The following is a 6,075-nucleotide window of genomic DNA, read 5'->3' on the forward strand; positions in this document are numbered from 1 at the left end:
TGGTCGTCGCGGTGGATGAAGATGACCACGTCGGCATCCTGCTCGATCGACCCGCTTTCCTTGAGGTCGGAGAGCTGGTAGCGCGGCCCCTTTTCCCGCTTGCCGCCGCGGGTTTCCGGTGCCCGGTTCAGCTGCGCCATGGCCACCACCGGGATTTGCAGTTCCTTGGCCAGCTCCTTCAGGGCGGCGGTGATGATGGTGACTTCCTGGGCGCGGTTGTCGTTGCGGCGCAGGTTTTCCCCGGTCACCTTGATCAGCTGCAGGTAATCGACGAAGACGATATCCAGCTTTTTCTCCGCCTTCAGTTTCCTCGCCCTGGCCTTCATTTCCACGATCGACAGCGAGGCCGAATCGTCGATGAACAGTTTGGCCTTCTGCAGTTCGGCGGCGGCCAGTTCCAGGTCGTGCCACTCCTTGTTGGTCAGGTGAGGAGACTTGCCGGTGCGGATCGCGCTCATGCTGACCTTGGCATGGATGGCCAGCATGCGCATCAGCACCTGCAACCGGGACATCTCGATGGAGTAGAATGCCACCGATTTTTCTTCCTTGATGGCCATGTTGACGGCGATGTTCAAGGCCAGGGCGGTCTTGCCCATTGAAGGCCGGGCGGCGAACACGATCAGATCGCCGTTCTGAAAGCCGGAGGTGATGTCGTCGAGCTCGTAGAAGCCGGTTTTCAGGCCCTGGCTCTCTCCTTTGCGCTGGATGTTCTCGATCAATTCCATGGTCTCGGGAATCAGCTCGGCGGTGGAGTAGAAGCCCCTCTTGATCCGGTCTTCGGAAATCTTGATGATGTCTTCCTGGATTTCGTTGAGCAGGCTGACGGTGTCGGCGGAGGGCTCAACCCCCTTCTGGATGATGCCCATCGAGGTGAGGATGATCTTCCTGAGCATCGAACGGTCCTTGACGATCTTGATGTATTCCTTGATGTCCAGGTTCTCCGGGATGTCGTCGACCAGGGAGGAGATGGCCGAGTGCCCGCCGACGAACTTCAATTCCTTGTTCTTTTCCAGATGGCTGGCCACGGTGATGATGTCGGCAGTGGAACTGGCGTTGACCAGGTGCAGGACGGCCGTGGCGATCAGCGCGTGCGTGTCGCGGAAAAAATCCTCGCAGGTGATCTCGGAAAAAACCTGATTGACGTAGCGGTTGTCCAAGAGCATGGCCCCCAGCAGCGCCCGCTCGGCGATCTCGTCGTGAGGCAGCGCCGTTTTCAGGTCAAGGGTGATCGCCACGTTCAGTCGCTGGTTGCGTCGCCATCCTGCAAGACCGCGATCTTGATTTCGGCCTCGACATCCTTGAAGAGCTTGATCTTGAGCGTGTAGTTACCCAGGCGCTTGATGGGCTCTTCGAGATGGAGTTTCTTCTTTTCCACATTGATGCCCATGGCCTTCAGCTCTTTTTCGAGCTCGCTGGTGGTCACCGAGCCGAACAGGACATCGTTCTCGCCGGCTTTCTTTTTGATGGTCAGCGAGATGACGTCCAGTTTTTGTTTTTGCTCCACGGCGGAGAGTTTTTCGATTTCGAGCTGCTTCTGGTGCTTTTTCTTCTTGTTCTCCATCAGGGCGACGTTGTGCTCGGTCACTTCCACGGCATATTTCCTCGGCAGGAGGAAATTGCGCACGAACCCTTTTTTCACGTCGATGATATCGCCGAGATTGCCGACCTTTTCGACGTCGGCGGTCAGGATGACTTTCATGTTAGTAGCCCCGCTTCTCTTCGCTGAATTTGATCAGCGCCATCTGCCGCGCCCTTTTGATGGCCTTGGCGAGCTGCTTCTGATGGTAGGCGCAGGTGCCGCTGACCCGGGCCGGGAACATGCGCCCGGTCTCGGAAATGTAGTTTTCCAGGTTCTTGAAATTCTTGTAGTCGACCAGCGTGACCTTGTCCTTGCAAAAGGCGCAGTACTTCTTGCGTACCGAATAGTATTTTTTCTGGGGCTTGCCTTCAGGGGAACTACTTCTCGTCTGCATAGGTTTCCTCCTCTTTTCCGACGGTATCGCCGCCTTCCTTGCTTTCCTCGTGGCTGAACTGGGTCCGCTTCCTGAACTGCTCGATCTTCTGCCAGCGCTTGGTCAGCTTGTTGGATTTCTTCAGCTTGTCATCCAGGCGCAGGGTGATGAAGCGCAACACCTTTTCCATCTGCTTCAGACGTCTTTCGAGGTCGGCGATGACGGCGCCGTCGACTTCGGTCAGGATGAACACGAAATAGCCTTCCAGGTTTTTTTGGATCGGATAGGCCATTTTTTTCCTCCCCCACTCATCGATGCTCTCGATCACGCCTTTGGCTTTCTTGATGCTGCCGCTGATGGATTCGATGATCTTCTTGACTTCATCTTCACTGGCGTCGGGGGTAATGATGAAGCCAATTTCGTACTTACCGTTCATGGTGTCTCCTTGTGGATGTTTTAGCCTCTTCTTGACGAAGAAGCAAGGAGTTCTTTCTCCTGTTAAATGCATTCATGGCGTCGGCCATGCCCGTTTCCAGAATCGCTTCCGCCGCGTCGGCGGCCTGCACGATTCCCAGCTTGAAAATCTCGTTTTTTTCGCCCCGGAAGGATGTCAGCACGTAGCGGACCAGGCTGGCCGTCTTTTGTCCGGGATGGCGAATCCCGATGCCGATGCGCAGACGCGGAAATTCTTGCGCGCCGTAGTGCTGGATGACCGATTTCATCCCCTTGTGGCTGCCGGCGCTGCCCCTTTCCCTGAGGCGGATATGACCGAGGGGCAGATCGATGTCATCGTAGATCAGCAGCATCTGCGCCTGGTCGAAAGCGAACATTTTTGTCAATTGACGCACGGCCAGCCCCGATTCGTTCATGTAGGTCATCGGCTTGGCCAGCACGACCGGCTGGCCGCAGATCGCGGTCTTTCTGTACTGCAGGATGTTTCCCAGCCCGGCCAATTGGACGTCGTGGCGCCGGCACAGTTCGTCGATGCATGAAAAACCGGCATTGTGCGGTGTTTTTTCGTATTTCTTATCAGGATTGCCCAAACCGATGAAGACAAAAATTTATCCCTCCTTCTTCTCTTTTCCCTTGCCTTTGTCCGCGCCCTTTTCCTTGCCTTTATCTTTTTCCTTGCCTTTTTCCTTTTCGGCGGCGGCGGGGGCAGCGGCGACTCCGGCGGCTCCGGCAGCGGGTGCGGCGGCGGGAGCGGCGCCTTCGACCGCACCTTCAACGACTTCGGCGACTTCAGGCACTTCCACCACCTCTTCCTTGGCCTTGGCGGCCACGGCGCAGATCACCGTGTTGGCCGGAGAAATGAACTGGTATTCCTCGGTCTTGGGCAGGTTTTCCACCTTGATCGACTGGTTCAGATGGAGCGCGGAAACGTCCACCCTGATTTCCTTGGGGATCTGGGTGGGCAGGCAGCGGATGTGGATGACGCGGTGGATGAACTCGAGCAACCCGTCCTCGGTCTTGACGCCGATCGCCTCGCCGAAGAGAATCACCGGCACTTCGACCTCCACGAGCTTGTTCAGGTCGATGCGGATGAAATCGATGTGAATGATGTGGTCGGACAGGTAGTCGTACTGGATCTCCTTGATCATGGCGTCGAATTTGGCCTTGTCGCTCTGCACGATGCGCAGGATCGAGTTTTCCTTTTTCTCGGATTTCATGATGCCCTTGATGTCGCTTAAAGCGACCGAGATGGGGATGCTCTCGGCGGTGATGCCGTAGACAATGGCCGGTATCTTACCGTTGGCGCGCAGGCTCTTGCAGGCTTTTTTGCTTATGTCTTCTCGCAAGTCGGCTTTGATGGTGATTAAGTTTTCCATATGCTCCTCATTTTTTTAAAAATAGTTTCGAGACGGATGTTTCCTTGTGAATGCTTTCGATGGCGGCGGCGAACAATCCGGCCACCGAGAGGACCTCGATCTTCGGGCATTCGCGCTTGTCCACGCGCAGGGGGATGGTGCTGGTGACGAAGATCTTCTCGACCGGAGAATCGTTGATGCGCTGGATGGCCTGGCCGGAAAATATGCCGTGGGTGCAGGCGGCGAAGACCCGCTTCGCCCCCCTTTTCTTCAAGGCCTTTATGGTTTCGGAGAGGGTGCCGGCCGTATCGATGATGTCATCGACGATGATGGCGTTCTTGCCCTCGACGTCGCCGATGATGTGCATCAGCTCGGCCACGTTGGGAGCGGTGCGGCGCTTGTCGGCGATGGCCAGGTCGGCGTTCAAGTTCTGGGAAAAAAGCCGGGCCCGCTCCACGCCGCCGGCGTCTGGGGAAACGATGACCAGGTTCGACAATTTCAGCTTCTTGAAATGGCTGATGAAGACCGGCAACGCCATCAGGTTGTCGACCGGAATGTTGAAAAAACCCTGGATCTGGGTGGCGTGCAGGTCGATGGTCAGGACCCGGGAAAACCCGGCCGTTTCCAGCAGATCGGCCAGCAGCCGCGCCGAGATGGCCACGCGCGGCCTGTCTTTGCGATCCTGGCGAGCGTAGGCGTAGTAGGTGATGACGGCGGTGATCCGGCGCGCCGAAGCCCGCTTGAAGGCGTCGGCCATCAGCAAGAGTTCCATGATGTTGAAATTGCTATCCTTGCAGAGCGACTGGATGATGAACACGTCGGCGCCGCGGACGTTCTCGTGGCTTTGAAAGCGGATTTCGCCGTCGGAAAAAACATCCAGCACCGACCGGCCCAGCTTCAAGTGCAGGTCAGCGGCGATTTCGTCGGCCAATTTTTTGTTGGAGGAACCGGAAAAGAGCAAAAATTTATTACTGCTGATCATGTGGTTTTTCTGGGGCGGGAGGATTCGAACCTCCGAATCTCGGCTCCAAAGGCCGATGCCTTACCGCTTGGCCACACCCCAATTTTCTCCCGGTAGTATTTATTGTCGATGGTCCGGGTCACGATCACGCCGGGCAGACAAGCGGCCAGCGCGGACAGCTTTTTCCGCGCCCCCAGCCCGTATACCGCCGAACCACTGCCTGTCATCTGCACGAAATCGCATCCTCCTTGGATCATCTTGCGCTTGATCTCCCTGATTTCCGGAAACAAGGCAAACGTGACTTTTTCCAGTTCATTTTCCAAAACGGAGAAATCGCCTCTTTGCAAGAAGAGTTGTATTTTACCGGTTAACGCCGGTTTTGTCAAGTTCAGCCGGGAAAAAACCAAGGCGGTGGAGACTTGCAATTCGGGGACAAAAAGGGCAACGGCCCGGGGCTTGATTTCCGGCAATGGGGTCAGCTCCTCCCCTATTCCTTCGCCCAGCGCCGTGCCGCCATTGAGGAAAAACGGCACATCGGCACCCAGCTGTGCGGCCAAGGCGTTCATGGCGTTGGCGGGAATATTCAGGCTGAAGTAGCGGTCGAGAAAAAGCAGCATGACGGCCGCGTTGCCGCTGCCCCCCCCAAGTCCCGATCCGGGCGGGATGTTTTTCCTGACCGTGACGTCAAATCCATGGCCGACGCGGTAATTTTCACTGATCAGCCGGAAGGCGCGGGCGATGGTATTGCTCTCGTCCCAGCGGATGCCGGGATGGGAACCGGCCAGGCAAATCTCCTGCTTTTTGTTTTCACTGAGCTGCAGCTCGTCGCAGAGGGAAATTGTTTGGAAGATGGTGCGCAGCAGGTGGTAGCCGTCGGCCCTTTTGCCGGTCACCTCCAAGCCGAGGTTGATCTTGGCGAACGATTTCAGCCTAATCATCGCCGAGAACCTCTTCGAGTTCTGCCGCACGGAATCTCGTTTCATAATCGAGGAAAACGATCTGTCCGGGGCGAAGCTCTTTTTTCTGAATTTTCAAGGTCAGGTCGGCATGGTTATGCATGATGCGCACCAACCGCGGCGAGCGTTCGCCGGGACCTGTTTCCAAGCGTATCTCGATCCCCTGTTCCCTTATCTTTCCTTCCGGGAGCAACCCTTCGCCGACGATACGCTTCAACTCATCCAGGGTCAGGTCGATGCCCCACAAACGGTCCATCAGGTCGCTGAATCGGCCCCGCCAAAAAAGTTTTTTGCCTGGATGCAGCAGCAGCGCATTTTCGCCATTCACGTCCAGCTCCAGCCCCATCTGGTTCAGCGGAGTGAAAAACAGGAATTTGGCCCTGCCGGAATCGAAGCGC

At 56.5% G+C, this 6,075-nt stretch carries 9 protein-coding genes and 1 tRNA gene; 1 reads left to right on the forward strand and 9 read right to left on the reverse strand.

Annotated elements, in window-relative coordinates:
• From dnaB to NTW95_01955, 8 genes are all read right to left on the reverse strand, one after another.
• Positions 1 to 1,235, reverse strand: a 1,235-nt coding sequence (dnaB, locus tag NTW95_01920; protein MCX6556181.1) for a replicative DNA helicase, incomplete at its 3' end; no start/stop codon positions are given.
• Positions 1,236 to 1,237: 2 nt separating this feature from the next.
• Positions 1,238 to 1,699 (reverse strand): 50S ribosomal protein L9, encoded by a 462-nt coding sequence (gene rplI, locus NTW95_01925; protein MCX6556182.1) that lies wholly within the window; start codon positions 1,697 to 1,699, stop codon positions 1,238 to 1,240.
• Position 1,700: 1 nt separating this feature from the next.
• Positions 1,701 to 1,973 (reverse strand): 30S ribosomal protein S18, encoded by a 273-nt coding sequence (rpsR, locus tag NTW95_01930; protein MCX6556183.1) that lies wholly within the window; start codon positions 1,971 to 1,973, stop codon positions 1,701 to 1,703.
• On the reverse strand, positions 1,957 to 2,388 hold the full coding sequence (rpsF, locus tag NTW95_01935) for a 30S ribosomal protein S6 (GenBank protein MCX6556184.1): 432 nt from the start codon (positions 2,386 to 2,388) through the stop codon (positions 1,957 to 1,959). Before rpsF ends, rpsR begins: the two co-directional genes overlap by 17 nt.
• Positions 2,378 to 2,995 (reverse strand): aminoacyl-tRNA hydrolase, encoded by a 618-nt coding sequence (gene pth, locus NTW95_01940; GenBank protein MCX6556185.1) that lies wholly within the window; start codon positions 2,993 to 2,995, stop codon positions 2,378 to 2,380. Before pth ends, rpsF begins: the two co-directional genes overlap by 11 nt.
• Before the next feature lie 18 nt (positions 2,996 to 3,013).
• Complete coding sequence (locus tag NTW95_01945; GenBank protein MCX6556186.1) at positions 3,014 to 3,781, reverse strand: 50S ribosomal protein L25; 768 nt, start codon at positions 3,779 to 3,781, stop codon at positions 3,014 to 3,016.
• A gap of 7 nt (positions 3,782 to 3,788) precedes the next feature.
• Positions 3,789 to 4,742, reverse strand: a complete 954-nt coding sequence (locus NTW95_01950; protein ID MCX6556187.1) for a ribose-phosphate pyrophosphokinase — start codon at positions 4,740 to 4,742, stop codon at positions 3,789 to 3,791.
• A 9-nt stretch (positions 4,743 to 4,751) separates the two neighbouring features.
• Positions 4,752 to 4,823: transfer RNA gene (locus tag NTW95_01955), tRNA-Gln, on the reverse strand.
• Between the two features lie 27 nt (positions 4,824 to 4,850).
• Here NTW95_01955 and NTW95_01960 point away from each other — a divergent pair.
• Positions 4,851 to 5,318 carry a hypothetical protein gene (locus NTW95_01960; protein ID MCX6556188.1) on the forward strand — a complete coding sequence of 156 codons (468 nt, stop codon included), beginning with the start codon at positions 4,851 to 4,853 and terminating at the stop codon, positions 5,316 to 5,318.
• A 333-nt stretch (positions 5,319 to 5,651) separates the two neighbouring features.
• Here the strand turns inward: NTW95_01960 and NTW95_01965 are convergent.
• On the reverse strand, positions 5,652 to 6,075 hold a 424-nt coding region (locus NTW95_01965; GenBank protein MCX6556189.1), incomplete at its 5' end, for a hypothetical protein.

The organism is Candidatus Aminicenantes bacterium (assembly GCA_026393795.1).
GTDB lineage: Bacteria > Acidobacteriota > Aminicenantia > UBA2199 > UBA2199 > UBA2199.

Coding starts and splice junctions, on each gene's coding strand:
- rplI (MCX6556182.1), bottom strand. CDS start 1,699: ATGAAAGTCATCCTGACCGCCGACGTCGAAAAGGTCGGCAATCTCGGC.
- rpsR (MCX6556183.1), bottom strand. CDS start 1,973: ATGCAGACGAGAAGTAGTTCCCCTGAAGGCAAGCCCCAGAAAAAATAC.
- rpsF (MCX6556184.1), bottom strand. CDS start 2,388: ATGAACGGTAAGTACGAAATTGGCTTCATCATTACCCCCGACGCCAGT.
- NTW95_01945 (MCX6556186.1), bottom strand. CDS start 3,781: ATGGAAAACTTAATCACCATCAAAGCCGACTTGCGAGAAGACATAAGC.
- NTW95_01950 (MCX6556187.1), bottom strand. CDS start 4,742: ATGATCAGCAGTAATAAATTTTTGCTCTTTTCCGGTTCCTCCAACAAA.
- NTW95_01960 (MCX6556188.1), top strand. CDS start 4,851: ATGGTCCGGGTCACGATCACGCCGGGCAGACAAGCGGCCAGCGCGGAC.